Genomic DNA, 19,071 nt, shown 5'->3' on the forward strand with positions numbered 1-19,071 from the left:
AAACATTTTTATGTTAAGCGCAACAAGTAAGCGAATCAGATATCCAGGTTATGCTTACCGTGTGAGACTTTCGCCTTCAGGTAGCTCTCATTACCCGATTTGATATGAGCAGAGGTATTCACCACTTCTTCAATCTCAATACCAAAGGATTTAAGTTCATTGATTTTCTTAGGGTTGTTGGTCACCAAACGGATTTTTGTGGTACCTAAAGCGCGTAACATTTCTGCTGCTTCAGTAAAATCACGTAAGTCATCACCAAAGCCTAGGTGGTTATTGGCTTCGTAAGTGTTCATACCTTCGCTTTGCAGGCGGTATGCATCGATTTTGTTGTATAAACCAATACCACGACCTTCTTGGCGTAAGTAAAGAATCACTCCACCCGTCTCACCCATAATTCTAATGGTTTCGTCTAGCTGCTCGCCACAGTCACAGCGAGATGAATGGAAAACATCACCAGTCAAGCACTCAGAGTGCATACGAACAAGAGGTATGTCTTGTGTCTTATCTGCTGATTTAAATATCACAGCAACATGCTCTTTGTCTGTTTTCAATCCATGAAAAGACAGAAGTTCAGCATCAATACTGCTTGTTACCCCTACTTTGAAATCTATTCTGGCACGCACTTCCGCCATAACTATACTCACTTGAAAATTCGATGTATTTAACAACACTACATTATATGTCTAGGCAATATTTTGTAGCTAACTATCTAATGATAGACACTATGAGGCTGTTAACAATTTTTTTCAAGGTCGACCATGCTCAAATTGTTATATTATAACAATAATTTTTCAGGTAACAAAAAACCCCACATTGGAATGACCAACATGGGGTTATAAATTAATCAGTTGCGGCTGAAGTTACGATTTTTACAGAACGTTCAGCTTACTTGGGTTTGCTTCCAGATGACAAGTTGAACCCAAGCGTTCTCTAATTCAGTTAACTCTTCTTGAGTAAGCGTAGAAATGCTCGATTTTGCACTGTATTTTTCTGCCCATTTGTCAGATCGGACATGAGTATGGAACTCTTTCTTTAAATTTGAGATTACGTTATCCACAGACACATCCTTATATAACAGTGCTTAGCCTTTATAATCCTTTAATGTTACAAAATACAGGTCAATTGGTAAACAGTAATACATAATTTTTATGAGCTCTTTCTAACACTTTTTACTGATAAATATATAAATAAGAGAAGTAATAGGCTTGGAAGTAGCCAAAGTAATAAGTTTGAAACACTCATTGCAGGTTTATAGAGCACAAATTCGCCGAACCTTTCTGTCATATATTGAGTGATTTCATTATTACTCTGCCCTGCTTTCACCATTTTGAATACAACGAGACGTAAGTCTTTTGCTATCGGAGAGTTCGACTCAATCAGGTTTTGGTTCTGGCATTGCGGGCAACGTAGCGTTTTAGCCAATGTAATTGCGCGCTGCTGCTGTTCAGGGTTTTCAAACTCGAATAGTTCAACTTGAATACTCGTGTCTTTATTACTGGCTGTAAACAGGTCTTCCGCCAAAGTCGGAAAACTAACAAACATAAGCGTAGACAGCATAACGAGTGTTTGTATTAAAGACTTCATCATCCATTCGCACCATCAAAATACATCGCAAGTTCTTCTTGCCATACAGATTCATTGACCACGCCCAGTAACTTCTTAATGATTTGGCCATCAGCGTCGACCAGATACGTTTCAGGGGTGCCGATTACGCCCAACTCTAACGCTAGCTTACCTTGAGGATCACTGATCACAGTAGAGTACGGATTGCCATCGCTCAATAACACATTGATTGCTGCCGCAGAGTTATCTCGATAATTGAGCCCAATAATTGGAATACCTTTATCATTAAGTTTGAGTAAAAAAGCATGTTCGGTTTTGCAGATACCACACCACGACGCCCATACATTCACTAGTTGATAAGGGTGCTGAGTGACATCAGTCAACGTAATTTCCTGTTTGCTACTGATGCCTTCGCTATTGACTAACGCAGCAGACACGAATTCAGGAAATGCCCTCTTCTGCTCCGACACAGTCGTAGATTGCTGCTTATTATTGAGTGCAAAGGCAAAACCCAACACCATCACTAATGCCAAGACAATTAACGTGATGAGCTTGTTACGAACGCTGGTATGCATACTGTGACGCCTTAACGGTTTTCTTTCTACGATGAGTTAATGAGAGTAAAGCGCCGAGAATGGAGAACAACCCACCAAACCAAATCCAGCGTGCATACGCTTTGTACTGAACACGGAATACATAGGCTATTGAGTCTACTTTCTCTCCCATGGTGATATAAACATCGCCATGCCAGAACCACTTCATTGCAGGCTCACTCATGTTCATAACACGAACTTGGTAGTGTCTTCTTTCTGGCGCGATGGAAAAGCTTTGCTCGCTAGCATCTAATTCGAGTATCGCTTTTTCTGCAGTAAAGTTGGAGGCGACATAGAGCTCGGTATCACGATGAGAAAGCGTCCAATCCATGAATTCCACCTGTTCACCTGGGCTTAATTTATAGCTACGCTCAAACGAGTGGTAACTGTTCATAGCAGCACCGACAGCCAATACCGCTACTCCAACATGCGCAAAGGTCATCACCCATACTTTACGTTGGAACTTGGATCTTCGCGTAACCACTAAACCATAAACGTGCGTCAATAAAACCCAGAATGCCAGCCCCCAAGTCAGCAGCACCATCACTTGTAGATGTCCCTGTTCCACTTGCCAAGAATAACAAATGTACCCAAGCACAAATGACACCACAGCTAACGAGGCAATCACGCCTTTAGTTGCTTGAGGTTTGATACTGAGCAATGGAGCTAAGCCAACCACGCCAAGGGCGAGTAACGCTAAAGGTGCAATCAACAGATTAAAGTAAGGCGCACCGACCGAGATGTTTCCTAGGCCTAGCAACTCAAAGACCATTGGATAAAACGTGCCGAATACCACGACAGCAGTCGCCAGCACAAAAATAAGCACCGCAACTAAGCTCAAAAAGCTTTTGCTGGCGAAGCTGGTAATCGGATTAGATTCAAAAGATTCACCTCTGACGATAAGCAGAGAAAATGAACTTACGAGTACCAGAACTAATATAAGCAGCAGTGCAATACCTTTAGTTGGGTCGACAGCAAAAGCATGTACCGATGTTAGTACTCCAGAACGAACAATAAAGGTGCCTAAGATACTCAGGCAAAACGTAATGAAAGCAAGGCTGAGAGACCATTTTAGGAGCTGTTGTTTGCCCTTTGCAACACCTAGGCTGTGCAGTAATGCGGTCGAAGTAAGCCACGGCAACAAACTGGCATTTTCAACAGGATCCCAGAACCACCAGCCGCCCCAACCTAATTCGTAATACGCCCACCACGAACCAAGAATGATCCCTGCAGTTAAAAAGATCCAAGCGACGAGACACCAACTGCGACAATGGGAAACCCAATCAAACTCAATAGGATCAACCAATAAGGCCGCAACAGCAAACGCCAGCACCACAGAAAAGCCGACATAGCCAAGGTAAAGTAATGGAGGATGAAAAATCAGGCCGACATCTTGCAGCATTGGGGTTAGGTCACGCCCTTCTAGCGGCAAAATCGAATTCATTTCAAATGGGTTTGATGCGAATAAGGTGAACCAAGCAAATATCGCGAGCAGTAGATTCATTACCCACAACACACGGCTTTGGTATTCATTCGAATAGTGTTTTTGTAGGGCAATCACGCCAGACCAAACGCTAATCGTAAGTACCCAAAATAACAAGGAACCTTCATGGCCAGCCCATACGGCTGCTAGCTTAAAAAATGAGGGTAATTGAGTATTTGAATGTTCAGCGACATATAAGATAGAGAAGTCATCACTGACAAAGGCATAACCAAGCAATACGACAGAAGTGAGAGAAAACAATGCACTTGAAAGAGAGAAACTACGGATTAAACCTATATTTTGCGTCCGTTTGTTTAGCATTTGATAAAACGAATGCACACCAATAATGCTGCTAAGAACAGCGACCAACACCAAACTAAACAGCCCCAAAGAACCGACCATATCACCTCAATAAGGCTCCGCTTGAGCAGAGCCAAGTTAAACAATTGTTCACTTATACTGTTCCAATAAACAGGAACCAAGTAAGCAGATGACCAGTATCCAACATCTGCTTACTTGAGCAAAATTAAGCTATCGTTAACTGCCCTGCGTAAAGGACAAACGTTCGCAGCATTAATACACCCATTAGGCTTAGCGAAGTCACTGAAAAAATATACACCGAGCTATGGCGGATTGAGGTTGGTGTCACTGCATTCAGCAACAACGGTAAAACCATGCCGACACCGATGACGCCGTACCAGAACCAACTCGCCCAGAAACCACTGCCAATTGCGTTCCATACTGCTTGCTCACTTTGACCACCAGCGAAGATAAGCCCAGTAAAGAAAGTAATAAGAACAAACAACTCAAACATCACGACCGGACGTTCGAATCCGTGGATCCATGAAATACTCGGGCTATGAGGTGATTCCTTAAAGACCAACACACCAAATAAAATACACGCCGCCGCTCCTGAGGATAAGCTCGAGAATAAGAACAAAATCGGCAACACTGGGTTATTCAATAGTGGGAAAGTATTCAAAGCTGACAACAAGAATCCGGTATAAGCGGCAAGCATCAGAGCAAGAACAGCTAAGAAGATTTCCAAAGCATTCTCAAACACTTCCAATTTGCCAATCCAGTTACCGACAAAATCGAGTCGCCCTTTTAACCAAGCTTGGTCATTCAAGAACACGACAATTTGATCCCGGAATATAATGCCGATCCAAAGGAATAGGATCACCATATACACTTGGAATAAGATCACACCCATCGACATCACAGATGTTGGGTTATAGAAGATCATGATCTTCCAAAAGGATAACGGTTTTGTCAGGTGGAAAACCAAGATAAGCAGACCTGAAATGATCCCGAATGGCGCGAGAAAAGCCGTGGCCTTTAACACCCCATTATGAGCAGGATCGCCTTCAATGACCTTACGTTTTAGGTAAATGGAGATCATTACGGCACCTGCCGACATCCCCGCGAGAAATAGATAGATTGCTATAATCCAGTCCCATACCACAGTACCAGACTGAAAAGCTGTGTCCCATGCACTCATAATCAAATCTCCCCTTTTTGGTGTGGCACTTTGTAGAGTTTTGGCTGAGTGCCTAGATAAGCTTTATCCCTGTAAACCACCTCAGATTTAAGCACCTGGTTTATCTCACTCTTAGGGTCATTTAGATCGCCAAATACTAGCGCCTTGGTCGGGCAAGATTCGACACAAGCAGGCAGCTTCCCTTGTGCAAGATTGGTATCACGACAGAAGTTACATTTATCAGCCGATTTATTCTCAGGGTGGAAGAAGCGCACTTGATACGGGCACGCTAACAAACAGTAACCACAACCGACACACTTCTCTTTATGCACATCAACGATGCCAGTTTTTTCATCTTTGTAGGCCGCGCCTGTTGGGCAAACCATCACGCAGGGTGCATTATCACAATGTTGGCAAGAGTTACGAGTAAAACGGTAATCAACATTTGGATATTCGCCTTGGGGTTCGCTCTTAATAATTTCTAAGCGCGACACGCCTTCAGGCACTTTGTTTACTTCACGACATGCTTCTGTACAAGCGGTGCAACCAATACACGCGGTCTCGTCATGAATCATTCCATAACGTTTAGCCCCGTCCTCTTGAACATTGGCTAGCGTTTTACGGCTTGTTACCGCCGCCGTTCCCGCAACACTTGTAGTAAAAATAACGGCACCAGCGCCAGCTAAAAAGTTTCTTCTTGAGCAGCTCATAGATTACTCCTCTTCTTTCTTCTGGTTGAAGTCTGAATGGCAATCCACACACAGCTTGATGGTTTGCTTTTTATCTAAGCCCAACACCTTTGCTTCAGTCGCATGAACATCATGACAGTTTGAACACGTTAAGTTTTGCGCGTGAACATCGTGGGTCCAACTAGCTTCGCGCAGATCATCCGGTTTGTGACAATCTATACATTGGCTATTGGCATCTAAAATTAAGCTAGGGTCTAGGAAAACCTTCTCGGTTCCCGGTTGTGATTGAGCCGCGCGATACTTCACCACTTCAGGTGCACCTTCACGGTGATCGGGGCTAATAGAACTATGACAGTCGGTACAATTTACTTCACGACCAAGTAAAGCGTGTGCACTTTCACCATGTGAACCCAATACCGTTTCTTTTGAATCTTTATGGCATTGAACACACTTGTAGTCTTTGTCACGTATTAATTCGACTTCATGTCTTGTTGATTCTCCTACTGGCGTAACAGCAGGCTCAGCAACAGCATGAATGGAATAACCATAGAGGCAGAATGCTAGAAGGGATTTAAGCATTATGACTATGGCCAATTTAATATTGCCCATTTTATCCTTTCCTTATACCGGCATTATTTAACTCTCAACTAAATAATATTCCGGTTAAACAAAAGTACCCTTAAACGATATTATTACCGCTTAAATGATATCAATTCTTATTTTGGATAAGCCACAACGCTTTCTATAGTTAGAATATACCTCTAATTGGGTAATACGAAATTTGAATGGGTTAATCTGTGAACGCAATCACCCTATTTATATCATGGTCAATCTAGGTAATTGATTGTTATATATGATAATAATTATCAATTGATATTTTGATAATCCTACCCACCAATACCCCTTTAGGGTTATATAAACTTCAACGTGATTGAAGTCACTACCATTAATTGATCTAAGACAAGCTATATCCAACACGTAACAAAATGTGTTTGTTTATGAATTAATATAAACAGGAATTCTCCAGTTCTTAATTTGAATAGCAAACTCACAACGCTTGGTATAAGAATCAGTATATTGGAGATATCACTGTGAAAAAGCATTGGATACGTAATTCGGTCACAGCACTATTAATGGTTAGCGCATCACTAGCAAGCGCAACCAGTTTTGCTGCGTCTGAACAAAAAGAAATTGGCGACCCTCGTAACGACCAGTTCGAGCAAAACCACCCAGATCAATATCATTCATGGAGACAGACTTCAGAAAGCGAAACCATTGAAGACGCACTAAAAGAAGATCCCAACATGGTTATCATGTGGGCTGGCTACGGCTTCGCAAAAGATTACAACAAGGCACGTGGTCACTTTTATGCGATTGACGATGTACGACAAACACTTCGTACTGGCGGCCCAACGGACGAAAACTCTGGCCCTATGCCAATGGCGTGCTGGAGCTGTAAAAGCCCAGACGTAGCACGTGTTATCGAAGAGCGTGGTGAAGACGGTTACTTTGAAGGTAAATGGGCACGTCTTGGCAACGAGATTGTGAATCCTATTGGCTGTGCCGACTGTCACGACACCCAAAGCGAAGGCTTTAAAAATGGTGAGCCAGCACTGAAGGTGACGCGTCCTTATGTTGAACGTGCGTTCGATGCGATTGGTAAGAAGTTTGAAGACCAAGGTCGCTTAGATCAACAAGCTTCCGTTTGTGCTCAATGTCATGTGGAATACTACTTCACAGGGCCAACAAAAGGCGTGAAATTCCCTTGGGACAAAGGGACTCGTGTTGAGCAAATGGAAGAGTATTACGATGGAATCGGCTTTAAAGATTGGACGCACAAAGTATCTAAAGCGCCAATGCTAAAAGCACAGCACCCTGGCTATGAAACGTGGCGTGAAGGCATTCACGGCAAAAACAAAGTTGCTTGTGTTGACTGTCATATGCCGAAAGTGACCAAAGAAGATGGCACCGTTTATACCGACCATAAAGTGGGTAACCCATTCGACCGCTTCGAAGATACGTGTGCAAACTGTCACACTCAATCTAAAGAAACCATGCGTAACATCGTTTCAAGCCGTAAAGCTCAAGTGCTAAACATGAAGCTGACCGCTGAGAAACAAATCGTTGCCGCTCACTTTGAAGCAGGCGCGGCATGGGAAGCAGGTGCGACAGAGCAAGAGATGGAGCCTATCCTACTGGATATCCGTCACGCTCAATGGCGTTGGGACTACGCTATTGCGTCTCACGGCGTACATATGCATGCACCTGAAATCGCTCTAGAAGTGCTAGGCACTGCCGTTGACCGCGCAGCCGATGCTCGTACTAAGATTGTTCGTCTACTGGCGAAGAAAGGCATCACTGATCCAATCGAGATTCCAGACATCTCAACCAAAGAGGCGGCTCAAAAAGCGCTTGGAATGGACATGGATAAGATGAACGCTGAAAAACAACACTTCTTAGACACAGTTGTTCCTAAATGGGAAGAGCAAGCTGAAAAGCGTGAAGCCAGCTACGAATACTAGTTTCTTCAATTAGACCATTACGTAAAAACCAGTCACACTATTATTGTGTGGCTGGTTTTTTAGGTTTGGGGCAATACACATTAATATCTCCTCCCCAATCCACTCGCCAATTCAAGGAATAGATAATGAAAACCTTACTTTCACTTTCAGCATTATGTATCGCACTACTCAGTTCAGGCGTTCAAGCCTCTGAGCGTGCTGAGACAGGGTGGGAATTAATAGAGAAAGGCGCATTAGTGGTTGATGTCAGAACACCTGCAGAGTTCGAACAAGGGCATCTGAACAACGCCATCAACTACCCTCTTTCTGAAGTCGCTACTCACTTCGCCAAGATAGATAAAGACCAACCGATCGTTTTGTATTGCCGCAGTGGTAATCGTTCAGGACAAGCCTATCAATTCTTGCGAGCTCAAGGATTTACTCAAATCCACAACGCAGGTGGGTTAATAGAAATGCAAGAAAGCCAATAGCTTGAGAGATTAATGGCTTTAGAGGCTAAACGCTTCAAAGGTAAGTCGTTTCAAAGACAAATAGCTTCAAAAGCTAATCAGGAAGAACAGCCTATTGACCAAGCTTAGCGGATCATCTGTTTGGCTTGGTTGATCGAGTGAATAATCGAAACGCGATCAATCCCCTTTTGATTGGAGTCGAGGATTTGAGTCCACGCATCAATCGCTTGTTGATAGCGCATGCTGATGAAATGATCGGTCGCAATCAGCATCAATGCCGTACGATCATTGGGATCAAGCTGCATTGAGTGATCCAATAACGCATTCACGTCATCGCTCATCGTTTGAGAGCTGAGGTAATAAAGTGCGGTTGCTTTGGCCGCATAAAGGCCCGATGGTGCTTGAGGATCCAATCGAATCGCGTAGTCATAACAGGTGAACGCTGCATCAAACTCTCCTTTCTGCATATACACACCACCCAGCTTAAACCACAAATCGGATTGATTCGGATCTTGTTTGAGGCTTTGTTGAAGCTCACCTTCGAAATCTGTTGCCGTGTAACCATTGCTATCATCCAAAGGAAGTTGAGGTGTCTCCTGTTTCATTTGAGACCAGATAAGCACACTCAGAGCCACTGCAGTAAGGGAAATCACCACATTGCCTTTTAGATGACTACCATTGTCGCTCGCGGCAATAACGACCACGATCAAAAACAGGCTCATTAGTACTAACGCAACCAACAACCAGATGTCCATTCCACACTCCTTTATCAACCCTTTAAGTTTACCACTTTCCCAATCAGGCAATATTGATCGAGACTTAGCTATTAGGATTTACGCCAATCAGAATAAACGAGCAGACAATAAAAAACCGAGCACTTAGGCTCGGTTTTTTCAATGGTAAGCTTAATTACTTAACGTAATCGAGATTACTCAGTATCTTGCTCGCTATCACTTTCAGAGTCAGAAGCATCTGATGCTTGCTCTTCACTTGATTCAGCAACTTCAGCGTTGATAGTTTCAGCATTTGCTTCTTCAGCATCGTCTTCTACAATCTCAGCTTCTTCTACTTCGTCAATACGTTGTAGACCTACAACATTCTCGTCTTCAGCAGTACGAATCAGTGTTACACCTTGAGTGTTACGACCAACTTGGCTTACTTCCGCTACGCGAGTACGTACTAGTGTACCTGCGTCGGTGATCATCATCATTTCATCGCCTTCTTCAACTTGAACAGCGCCAACAACTGGGCCGTTACGTTCAGAGACTTTGATAGATACTACACCTTGCGTTGCACGGCCTTTCGTTGGGTATTCTGCTAGCTCAGTACGCTTACCGTAACCATTTTGAGTCACAGTTAGGATATCGCCTTCGTTAGAAGGAACAATCAGTGAAACCACTTGATCGTCTTCTGGAAGCTTCATACCACGAACACCAGAGGCAGTACGGCCCATTGCGCGTACTTTGTCCTCGTTAAAGCGAACAACTTTGCCCGATTTAGAGAACAGCATGATGTCGCTATCACCGTTAGTGATGTCAACGCCAATCAGTGAATCGTCGTCACGTAGGTTAACTGCGATTAGGCCGTTAGCACGTACGTTTGCGAATTGATCCAGAGATGTCTTCTTAACTGTACCGTCACCTGTTGCCATGAAGATGAATTTCTCGTTAGAGAACTCAGAAACAGGCAGGATAGCCGTGATACGTTCACCTTCTTCTAGAGGAAGAATGTTCACGATAGGCTTACCACGAGCAGTACGACTTGCTAATGGTAGTTGGTAAACTTTCAGACGGTATGTCTTACCACGAGTAGAGAAACATAGGATGTTATCGTGAGTATTAGCAACAAGCAGACGCTCAATGTAATCCTCATCTTTCATCTTAGTTGCACTCTTACCTTTACCACCACGACGTTGAGATTCGTAGTCGCTTAGGATTTGGTACTTAACGTAACCTGCGTTAGAAAGCGTTACTACAACGTCTTCTTGAGCAATCAGCTCTTCCATGTCGATGTCATGAACTGCAGCTGTGATTTCTGTACGACGCTCATCGCCATAGATTTCACGTACCGCTTCAAGTTCTTCGCGGATAACTTCCATCAAACGCTCAGTGCTTGCAAGGATGTGCATTAGCTCAGCGATTTCTTCTAGAAGTGCTTTGTACTCGTCTAGAATCTTCTCGTGCTCAAGGCCAGTTAGGCGGTGAAGACGAAGTTCTAGAATAGCTTGTGCTTGTGTTTCCGTTAGGAAGTATTGGCCATCGCGGATGCCGTATTGGTCTTCCAACCAATCAGGACGAGCCGCATCAGTACCAGCACGCTCAAGCATTGAAGCAACGTTACCAAGATCCCAACCGCGTGCAACTAAGCCAGCTTTTGCTTCAGCTGGTGTTGGAGCGTTACGAATAAGCTCAATGATTTCGTCGATGTTAGCAAGTGCTAGAGACAACGCTTCAAGGATGTGTGCACGATCGCGCGCTTTCTTCAGTTCGAAGATAGTACGACGTGTAACAACTTCGCGACGGTGGTCTACGAAGCACTTAAGCATGTCTTTGATGTTGAACAACTGTGGTTGACCGTTGTTCAACGCAACCATGTTGATACCGAAAGTCGTTTGCAGTTGAGTTTGAGCGTATAGGTTGTTTAGAACCACTTCGCCTACTGCATCACGCTTACATTCAATAACAATACGCATACCATCTTTATCAGATTCGTCACGCAGTGCACTGATGCCTTCGACTTTCTTATCTTTAACCAGTTCAGCAATCTTCTCGATCAAACGAGCTTTGTTTACTTGGTAAGGGATCTCAGTAACGATAATGGTTTCTTTACCATTCTTCTCTACTTCGATATCCGCTTTTGAACGCATGTAAACCTTACCGCGGCCAGTCTTATAAGCATCAACGATGCCTTTACGACCACTGATAAGTGCTGCTGTTGGGAAGTCAGGACCAGGAATGTAGTCCATTAGCTCATCAATAGTGATCTCTTCATTATTGATGTAAGCCAAACAGCCATCAACAACTTCACCAAGGTTATGTGGTGGAATGTTGGTAGCCATACCTACTGCGATACCAGAAGCACCGTTTACCAATAGGTTAGGAATTTTTGTAGGAAGTACTGCTGGAATTTGTTCTGTACCATCGTAGTTCGGTACGTAATCCACAGTTTCCTTATCAAGGTCAGCCAGTAGCTCGTGAGCAATTTTCGCCATACGAACTTCGGTATAACGCATTGCAGCCGCGGAGTCGCCATCGATAGAACCAAAGTTACCTTGGCCATCAACTAGCATGTAACGCAGTGAGAACGGTTGCGCCATACGAACAATTGTATCGTATACAGCACTATCACCATGCGGGTGGTATTTACCGATTACATCACCTACTACACGAGCAGACTTTTTATATGGTTTGTTCCAATCATTACCTAGTACATTCATCGCGAACAAAACGCGGCGGTGTACTGGTTTTAGGCCATCACGCACATCTGGAAGGGCACGACCAACGATGACGGACATCGCGTAGTCTAGGTATGAACCTCTAAGCTCATCTTCAATATTTACGGGCGTGATCTCTTTCGCTAGATCGCTCATAGAGCCATTTTCCCTCTATAGTCAGATCGTATTTTTGAATACGTATAAGACCGAAAAATATAACACAAATTTACCTACGGAGGCATCACTTTCCCTCTCCTTTTACCATCTTGTGACCCTTGTAGCCAATCAATTGATGAAAAATTGCACCTCCGCATCATATCTTGCTGAAACATGGTCACTTTACATCCAATAAACTAGCAAAATTGTAGATCTTCTGGTCAGCGCGAAAAGGCAAGTTATAATGCCTGCAATTTCATGGATGCATTATTTAACTTGGAAATGCCGATTATGACTAAATCACAGAACGTAGACCCAGCAGAAATAAAGAAATTCGAAGACATGGCGTCACGCTGGTGGGATCTAGAAGGCGAATTTAAGCCGCTACATCAAATCAACCCACTGCGCCTAAATTACGTGTTAGAGAAGACGGAAGGCCTGTTTGGCAAGAAAGTCCTCGATGTTGGCTGCGGCGGCGGTATTCTTGCAGAAAGCATGGCGGTTGAAGGTGCGATAGTGACTGGCCTAGACATGGGTAAAGAGCCGCTAGAAGTAGCGCGCCTTCACGCATTGGAAACTGGCACCAAGCTCGATTACATCCAGAGCACTATCGAAGACCACGCAGACCAGAACCCACAGACGTACGATGCGGTAACGTGCATGGAAATGCTTGAACACGTTCCTGATCCGCAATCTGTTATCACTGCCTGTTCGAAATTGGTGAAACCGGGCGGCCACGTGTTCTTTTCTACATTGAACCGTAACTTCAAATCTTACTTGTTTGCGATTGTTGGTGCAGAGAAGCTATTGAAGATTGTTCCTGAAGGCACTCATGAACACGAGAAATTCATTCGCCCTGCTGAACTTATCAAGATGGTTGATAACACGCCGCTGCAAGAATTAGGGATTACAGGACTGCACTACAACCCTCTTACGGACACTTACCGTTTAGGCACAAATGTAGACGTAAACTACATCGTCCACACGCAAAACTTCGGCTAAAAAATATCGGTAGCCCTACCGTAAAACCTTTTGTAAAAAAGACGAATGAAAAGAGTTGCAATTACCATAAGTTTGCGACTTTTTTCAGTCTAAATTTCGTGCGCTAGCTTCCATTTTGACCACCTCGATTTAAATTTAATCGCCCAAAATCCATCGCCTATTTTGGTCAAAGATCAAGGGATTTTTTTTTATGGGCGTGCAAAAATAAAGCATCATTAAAAGCCGACTTTTATACAATCAAGTCACATCTAACCTCATCAGTTAGTGGTCACTTACAGTTTTTTTTCAATCCACCACTTATCCACAAGCAACCCAATTTCTTTACCTTGAAAAATATCAGTTGTAGCACTATCTTGTAACCCAACAAACAAATGACCCCTATATGTTGTGTTTGAACTACAATATATGGGTAGACCAAGATCACAAAGCCGAAACGTAATTTACAAAAGTTACACAGAAATACACAAAAACACGGCCTTGTTCAGTTTTGTTAGGGAAATTAAGCAGAATGAACCAACAACTTACTGTTACCAAGCGTAACGGGCGCAAAGAAACGATCGATCTAGAGAAGATCCATCGCGTGATTACATGGGCAGCTGAAGGCTTGCACAATGTTTCTGTATCACAAGTAGAATTGAAAGCTCACATTCAGTTTTACGATGGCATCACCACTACTGACATTCATGAGACTATCATCAAGTCGGCAGCGGATTTAATCTCTGAAGAGACTCCTGATTACCAATATCTAGCAGCACGTCTGTCTGTATTCCACCTACGTAAAAAAGCGTACGGCGAATACGAGCCGCCTGCACTGTATGACCACGTTGCAAAACTGGTTGATATGGGTAAATACGATAGCCACCTTATGGAAGACTACACGAAAGCTGAGTTTGACGAGCTTGACGAGTACATCGACCACAAACGTGACTTAGACTTCTCTTACGCAGCGGTTAAGCAGCTCGAAGGTAAATACTTCGTGCAAAACCGTGTAACGAAAGAAATCTACGAGAGTGCTCAGTTCCTTTACATTTTAGTTGCTGCGTGTTTATTCGCTAAGTACCCGAAATCGACTCGTCTTGACTACATCAAACGTTTTTACGACGCATCGTCTACGTTTAAGATTTCTCTACCTACACCGATCATGTCTGGTGTACGTACGCCTACTCGTCAATTCAGTTCTTGTGTACTGATCGAGTGTGGTGACAGCCTTGATTCTATCAACGCAACAGCAAGCTCAATTGTTCGTTACGTATCTCAACGTGCTGGTATTGGTATCAACGCAGGTCGTATCCGTGCGCTTGGTTCTGAAATCCGTAATGGTGAAGCGTTCCACACTGGCTGTATCCCTTTCTACAAATACTTCCAAACAGCAGTAAAATGTTGTTCTCAAGGTGGTGTTCGTGGTGGCGCAGCAACAGTGTTCTACCCACTATGGCACGGTGAAGTTCAGTCTCTATTAGTACTGAAAAACAACCGCGGCGTTGAAGAGAACCGTGTTCGTCACATGGATTACGGCGTACAGCTGAACAAGCTTATGTACTCTCGTCTTGTTCAAGGTGGCAACATCAGCCTGTTCTCACCTTCTGACGTACCTGGCCTTTACGATGCGTTCTTCGAAAACCAAGACCGTTTTGAAGAGCTATACGTTAAGTACGAAAACGATCCATCAGTGAAGCGTGAAACAGTAAAAGCTGTTGAGCTGTTCTCTCTGCTAATGCAAGAGCGTGCTTCTACTGGTCGTATCTACATTCAGAACGTTGACCACTGTAATACACACAGCCCGTTTGATTCTGAAGTTGCACCTGTTCGTCAATCGAACCTATGTCTAGAAATCGCGCTACCAACTAAGCCGCTTTCTAACGTAGAAGATGACGAAGGCGAAATTGCACTTTGTACGCTTTCAGCATTCAACCTTGGCGCAATCAATGAACTAGACGACCTAGCAGAGCTTTCTGAACTGGTTGTTCGTGCACTAGATGCACTTCTTGATTACCAAGACTACCCGCTTCCAGCAGCATACAAGTCGACAATGAACCGTCGTACTCTAGGTGTGGGTGTAATCAACTACGCATACTACCTAGCGAAGAATGGTGTTAAGTACTCTGATGGCAGCGCCAATGGCCTGACTCACCGTACTTTTGAAGCGATTCAATACCACTTGCTAAAAGCATCTGTTGAACTAGCGAAAGAGCAAGGTCGTTGCCCATCTTTCCACGAGACCAACTACGCGAAAGGCCTACTGCCAATCGATACTTACAAGAAAGATATCGACTTAGTATGTGAAGAGCCATTGCACTACGATTGGGATTCTCTACGTGAAGAGATCATGGAGCACGGTCTGCGTAACTCTACGCTAACAGCGCTTATGCCTTCTGAGACATCGTCTCAAATCTCGAACGCGACTAACGGTATCGAGCCACCACGTGGTTACGTATCAGTGAAAGCATCGAAAGACGGCATCCTGAAGCAAGTTGTTCCAGATTTCCTAAATCTAAAAGAAAACTACGAGCTACTTTGGAACATTGGTTCTAACGACGGTTACCTACACCTAGTAGGTATCATGCAAAAATTCGTTGACCAAGCTATCTCTGCAAACACTAACTATGACCCAAGTGTTTACGACAGCGGTAAAGTACCAATGAAGAAGCTGCTTCAAGACCTACTAACAGCGTACAAGTACGGTGTTAAGACGCTTTACTACCATAACACTCGTGATGGTGCTAAAGACGACCAAGGCGATGCAGTTCAAGTGCCGGAAGAAGATTGTGAAGGCGGCGGTTGTAAGATCTAAACCGCAATAAACATTAAGACCCCAGAGAAGAGTTATCTTCTCTGGGTTTAAAGCATTAACAGGGTCCGTTTTATTACGGGTCTTTAAAGGATTTGAGGCATTTATGGCTTACAGTACTTTTTCTCAGCAAAAAAATGACCAACTAAAAGAACCAATGTTCTTGGGTCAGTCGGTAAACGTTGCACGTTACGACCAACAAAAATTCGAAATCTTCGAAAAGCTTATCGAGAAGCAGCTTTCTTTCTTCTGGCGACCAGAAGAAGTAGACGTGTCTAGCGACCGTATCGACTACAACAAGCTTCCTGAGCATGAAAAGCACATCTTCATCTCTAACTTGAAGTACCAAACGCTTCTAGATTCTATCCAAGGTCGCAGCCCTAACGTTGCCCTACTTCCATTGGTATCACTACCTGAAGTAGAAACTTGGATTGAGACATGGTCTTTCTCAGAAACGATTCACTCTCGTTCTTACACGCACATCATTCGTAACATCGTGAATGATCCAGGCGTAGTATTCGACGACATCGTTGAAAACGAAGAGATCCTGAAGCGTGCTAAAGACATCGCTTTCTACTACGACGACCTAATCAAGCTGACGGCTGACTACCACCGCTACGGTGAAGGCAACCACAGCATCAACGGCGAAGACGTTAAGATTTCACTTCACGATCTGAAGAAGAAACTTTACCTATGTCTAATGTCTGTAAACGCACTAGAAGCGATTCGTTTCTACGTAAGTTTCGCATGTTCATTCGCATTCGCTGAGCGTGAGCTAATGGAAGGTAACGCGAAGATCATCAAGCTAATCGCTCGTGATGAAGCACTTCACCTTACTGGTACACAGCACATGATCAACTTGTTACGCAACGGTCAAGATGATTTCGAATTCATGCAGATCGCTGAAGAGTGTAAACAAGAATGTTTCGACCTATTCAAAGAAGCGGCTGAGCAAGAGAAAGAGTGGGCAGAGTACCTATTCAAAGACGGCTCTATGATTGGTCTGAACAAAGACATTCTTTGCCAATACGTTGAGTATATTACCAATATTCGTATGCAGGCTGTTGGTCTAGGTACCGCTTACCCAGAAGCAACATCGAACCCAATTCCATGGATTAACGCTTGGTTGTCTTCAGACAACGTGCAAGTTGCTCCACAAGAAGCAGAAATCAGTTCTTACCTAGTTGGTCAGATCGACAACGAAGTAAAAGCTGACGACTTTGAAGGATTTGAGCTGTAATGCCAACAATCAAAATCAACAAGCTGACTTCAATTGAATCTAACCCTTCAAACACTCTGTTGGAATCAATGGAACAAGCTGGGTTAGAGCCAGAATACAACTGCCGAGATGGCCACTGTGGCGCTTGCCGCTGCACGTTGGATTCTGGTGAGGTCGAGTACGTTGGTTTTGCAATGGCTTACACGCAAGGTAATGAAATATTACCTTGTATCTGTAAAGCAAAGACTGAGCTATCGCTGAGTAACGTTATTCATAGAAGCAAGCAAAAACGCGCATAAGCCAACTGGCTTTAAGTCACCTTGTTCGAATATCGTCAATAAGAATTAAAAAGGGTCCGCTTCCTTTAGGAATGCGGACCCTTTTTCTATTCGTGTCTTAAGTTCTCAACCACCTAACCAAACGTTTATTGCTGAGTCAGGTTTAGAGTCACCGAGCCAATATAACAAGCGCTTCGGCACTCTCCACAACCATTACACTTATCTTTATCCACTGTAGGCAACTCTCCTACTTCGATGTGTAGCGCACCTGCTGAACACGCAGTTTGGCATGCTGAGCAATCCATTTGCATGTAATTGTTACAGGTATCGGCAAAGCTTGGCTTGAGGTCGATATAAGGTGTGACCGTTGGATGAAGTGCGCCAGTCGTACACACTTCAGTGCATTTGTTACACATAGAACAACTGTTGTAATCCAAATTCAGCAGTGCACTTCCCTCTAGCATCTCAATAACGCTATTCGGACACGCTTGCTCACACAGCCCACAACCGTCGCAAAGACGCTCAAACAGCACCTCATCAACCGCTTTTGGCGGTCTTGCATGCAAGCGCTGTGATATCTCTTCATAATTCACGGCTGCTTTAACCGGTTTAGAAAGTCGAGTTAAGAAACCGCGTCTATTTGAATTTATTTGTTCAGACATTAGTCGATATATAACTTTTTAGTAGCAACGTTTAAATTATATTCAGATGTTAAATACTTAAACCAATCTATTACATCACTTGATAGCTGCTTATAAAATGATAAATCTGATGCTGTATTTAATTTATCCAAATAAAAAGAAGACCAAGGTAATAAATGATACTCAAGCAATTCACTAGCTGAATTAATATTATTATTTTCTAACAAATATGCATGGGCAAATAGCATTAAACCAAACTGATCCTCTGGCTCTCTTAATCCTGTGTCCAACTCAATCTGATTCAACTCTAAGAACTGGCGATATTCCACAGTCGACGCGCCGAATACAACACGGTCTTTATCTAGGTATACAGAGCCCCAAGGTGGAGCTGGCATGTCTCCAACGCCTTCGAACAAGCGACTAAATTCCGCAGACAAGGCGCTTTCCTGCTCACTTCTCAGTGCCAGCAGACATTCTTCGGATAGAACTTCACTCTCAACCAAGGCTTCGACAATGGTTAACAACTGTTCTTTATTTATCGCTTTATAAAATAGCGAACCCAACAGTTTGTGCGTATCGATAATCATTATTATTTACACCGTAATAGGTTTAAAGATAATTATATTAATTAAACCATTCCATTCTTTGATCTAATTTATACATTCAATTCATAAGATTTAAATTCCATACTTATTTGATGCCTATCAATCAATATTTAAATATTAAAAGACAAAAACAAAACTACCTATAAAGTGCTAAACATCAATAACAATAG

Annotated in this window: 18 protein-coding genes; 6 read left to right on the plus strand and 12 right to left on the minus strand. The window is 43.4% G+C overall.

Annotated elements, in window-relative coordinates:
• Positions 1-35 precede the first annotated feature (35 nt).
• The 8 genes from OC193_RS09710 to nrfB all read right to left on the minus strand — a co-directional run bounded on the left by OC193_RS09710 (position 36) and on the right by nrfB (position 6,417).
• Positions 36-632, minus strand: a complete 597-nt coding sequence (locus tag OC193_RS09710; protein WP_009848836.1) for a GTP cyclohydrolase II — start codon at positions 630-632, stop codon at positions 36-38.
• Between the two features lie 248 nt (positions 633-880).
• On the minus strand, positions 881-1,057 hold the full coding sequence (locus OC193_RS09715) for a hypothetical protein (RefSeq protein WP_017063565.1): 177 nt from the start codon (positions 1,055-1,057) through the stop codon (positions 881-883).
• A gap of 89 nt (positions 1,058-1,146) precedes the next feature.
• Positions 1,147-1,587: a heme lyase NrfEFG subunit NrfF gene (nrfF, locus tag OC193_RS09720; RefSeq protein ID WP_048666454.1), complete on the minus strand. Its 441-nt coding sequence runs from the start codon at positions 1,585-1,587 to the stop codon at positions 1,147-1,149.
• The gene (locus OC193_RS09725) at positions 1,584-2,138 is read right to left on the minus strand and encodes a DsbE family thiol:disulfide interchange protein (RefSeq protein ID WP_048664733.1); all 555 of its coding nucleotides are present in this window, start codon (positions 2,136-2,138) and stop codon (positions 1,584-1,586) included. The genes nrfF and OC193_RS09725 overlap by 4 nt, the downstream gene beginning before the upstream one ends.
• On the minus strand, positions 2,119-4,041 hold the full coding sequence (locus OC193_RS09730) for a heme lyase CcmF/NrfE family subunit (protein ID WP_048664732.1): 1,923 nt from the start codon (positions 4,039-4,041) through the stop codon (positions 2,119-2,121). Before OC193_RS09730 ends, OC193_RS09725 begins: the two co-directional genes overlap by 20 nt.
• A 124-nt stretch (positions 4,042-4,165) precedes the next feature.
• Positions 4,166-5,140, minus strand: coding sequence for a cytochrome c nitrite reductase subunit NrfD (nrfD, locus tag OC193_RS09735; protein ID WP_048607198.1), 975 nt, complete (start codon positions 5,138-5,140; stop codon positions 4,166-4,168).
• A 2-nt stretch (positions 5,141-5,142) separates the two neighbouring features.
• Entirely contained in the window at positions 5,143-5,829 is a 687-nt protein-coding gene (nrfC, locus tag OC193_RS09740; protein ID WP_048659577.1) for a cytochrome c nitrite reductase Fe-S protein, read from the minus strand.
• A gap of 3 nt (positions 5,830-5,832) precedes the next feature.
• Positions 5,833-6,417: a cytochrome c nitrite reductase pentaheme subunit gene (gene nrfB / locus OC193_RS09745; protein WP_017101427.1), complete on the minus strand. Its 585-nt coding sequence runs from the start codon at positions 6,415-6,417 to the stop codon at positions 5,833-5,835.
• Positions 6,418-6,899: 482 nt separating this feature from the next.
• On the opposite strand from nrfB, the gene nrfA reads away from it, so the two are divergent.
• Together nrfA and OC193_RS09755 are read left to right on the plus strand one after the other, a co-directional pair.
• On the plus strand, positions 6,900-8,330 hold the full coding sequence (nrfA, locus tag OC193_RS09750; RefSeq protein WP_170960826.1) for an ammonia-forming nitrite reductase cytochrome c552 subunit: 1,431 nt from the start codon (positions 6,900-6,902) through the stop codon (positions 8,328-8,330).
• Positions 8,331-8,455: 125 nt separating this feature from the next.
• The gene (locus tag OC193_RS09755; protein ID WP_048659578.1) at positions 8,456-8,800 is read left to right on the plus strand and encodes a rhodanese-like domain-containing protein; all 345 of its coding nucleotides are present in this window, start codon (positions 8,456-8,458) and stop codon (positions 8,798-8,800) included.
• Between the two features lie 104 nt (positions 8,801-8,904).
• On the opposite strand, the gene OC193_RS09760 is transcribed toward OC193_RS09755, so the two are convergent.
• Positions 8,905-9,534: a TPR domain-containing protein gene (locus tag OC193_RS09760; protein WP_048659579.1), complete on the minus strand. Its 630-nt coding sequence runs from the start codon at positions 9,532-9,534 to the stop codon at positions 8,905-8,907.
• Positions 9,535-9,707: 173 nt separating this feature from the next.
• Positions 9,708-12,368, minus strand: coding sequence for a DNA topoisomerase (ATP-hydrolyzing) subunit A (gene gyrA, locus OC193_RS09765; protein WP_048664731.1), 2,661 nt, complete (start codon positions 12,366-12,368; stop codon positions 9,708-9,710).
• Positions 12,369-12,626: 258 nt separating this feature from the next.
• On the opposite strand from gyrA, the gene ubiG reads away from it, so the two are divergent.
• The 4 genes from ubiG to yfaE all read left to right on the plus strand — a co-directional run bounded on the left by ubiG (position 12,627) and on the right by yfaE (position 17,676).
• Positions 12,627-13,370, plus strand: coding sequence for a bifunctional 2-polyprenyl-6-hydroxyphenol methylase/3-demethylubiquinol 3-O-methyltransferase UbiG (ubiG, locus tag OC193_RS09770; protein WP_196299422.1), 744 nt, complete (start codon positions 12,627-12,629; stop codon positions 13,368-13,370).
• A 508-nt stretch (positions 13,371-13,878) separates the two neighbouring features.
• On the plus strand, positions 13,879-16,161 hold the full coding sequence (gene nrdA, locus OC193_RS09775; RefSeq protein WP_048659581.1) for a class 1a ribonucleoside-diphosphate reductase subunit alpha: 2,283 nt from the start codon (positions 13,879-13,881) through the stop codon (positions 16,159-16,161).
• Between the two features lie 103 nt (positions 16,162-16,264).
• Positions 16,265-17,398, plus strand: coding sequence for a class Ia ribonucleoside-diphosphate reductase subunit beta (nrdB, locus tag OC193_RS09780; protein WP_048664730.1), 1,134 nt, complete (start codon positions 16,265-16,267; stop codon positions 17,396-17,398).
• Complete coding sequence (gene yfaE / locus OC193_RS09785) at positions 17,398-17,676, plus strand: class I ribonucleotide reductase maintenance protein YfaE (protein WP_048664729.1); 279 nt, start codon at positions 17,398-17,400, stop codon at positions 17,674-17,676. The genes nrdB and yfaE overlap by 1 nt, the downstream gene beginning before the upstream one ends.
• 125 nt (positions 17,677-17,801) lie before the next feature.
• Here the strand turns inward: yfaE and napF are convergent, their stop codons facing one another.
• Positions 17,802-18,317: a ferredoxin-type protein NapF gene (napF, locus tag OC193_RS09790; RefSeq protein ID WP_048664728.1), complete on the minus strand. Its 516-nt coding sequence runs from the start codon at positions 18,315-18,317 to the stop codon at positions 17,802-17,804.
• Entirely contained in the window at positions 18,317-18,883 is a 567-nt protein-coding gene (locus tag OC193_RS09795) for a molecular chaperone TorD family protein (RefSeq protein ID WP_048664727.1), read from the minus strand. The genes napF and OC193_RS09795 overlap by 1 nt, the downstream gene beginning before the upstream one ends.
• Positions 18,884-19,071 lie beyond the last annotated feature (188 nt).

The sequence above is a fragment of the Vibrio crassostreae genome, from assembly GCF_024347415.1.
Taxonomy (GTDB): Bacteria; Pseudomonadota; Gammaproteobacteria; order Enterobacterales; family Vibrionaceae; genus Vibrio; species Vibrio crassostreae.